The organism is Oleiphilus sp. HI0128 (genome assembly GCF_001635365.1).
The window spans coordinates 1-798 of the sequence record NZ_LWGG01001190.1 but is presented as its reverse complement, the minus strand read 5'-3'; the positions used below and the strand labels follow the sequence as shown (position 1 = coordinate 798).

Annotated in this window: 1 protein-coding gene; it reads right to left on the bottom strand. The window is 44.6% G+C overall.

From position 1 onward, the window contains the following. Positions 1 to 224: 224 nt before the first annotated feature. On the bottom strand, positions 225 to 798 hold a 574-nt coding region (locus A3763_RS20070; RefSeq protein ID WP_197483010.1), incomplete at its 5' end, for an FAD-dependent oxidoreductase.

Here is a 798-nt window from a genome sequence, read left to right as displayed (position 1 = left end):
AAGAGTTGTTTTGCCTGATACTCGTGTAAATTCATAATTCATTCCGTCATTTAATTGATTAATGCCACTCGTATTAAGTGGCCGGACAAAATCTCGGTCAATCCTTAACCGATCACATTGCGCCACTCATTGCTGGCACAGCGTAAATCCCTTTTCTTTCCCGTGTTATGTTCGCACTAGCCCCGCTTATCTATTGAAATAATGCGGGGAATATGCGTTATTATTTATTTACGTTTCTTTCTATTTGCAATATGAATCGCATGACCACCAACAGCTAATGCAGCTTCATGGACCGTTTCTGACAATGTTGGGTGAGCAAACATTGTCAAACCAAGGTCTTCAGCGCTAGAACCAAACTCCATCGCGATAACCGCTTGCGCAATTAGCTCAGAAGTACTGCCACCTATCATATGAACACCAAGTACTCTGTCCGTCTTAGCATCTGCTAATACCTTAACCATACCTGCAGTGTTATTCGCTGCCATTGCACGGCCATTTGCAGCAAACGGACAAGTACCAACGTTATACTCAACACCGTCAGCCTTTAGCTGCTCTTCAGTACGTCCAACCCAAGAGATTTCAGGGTTGGTATAGATAACCCCGGGAATCGTATCGTAATTAACTTCAGTCTTTTGACCAGCAATACGCTCAGCAACCATAACCCCCTCTTCAGAGCCTTTATGCGCTAGCATTGGACCACGTACAACATCGCCTACGGCATAAACACCCGGAACGCCTGTATTACAATGGTCATCTACGAAGATAAATCCGCGCTCATCGAGGTTTACACCGCTATCA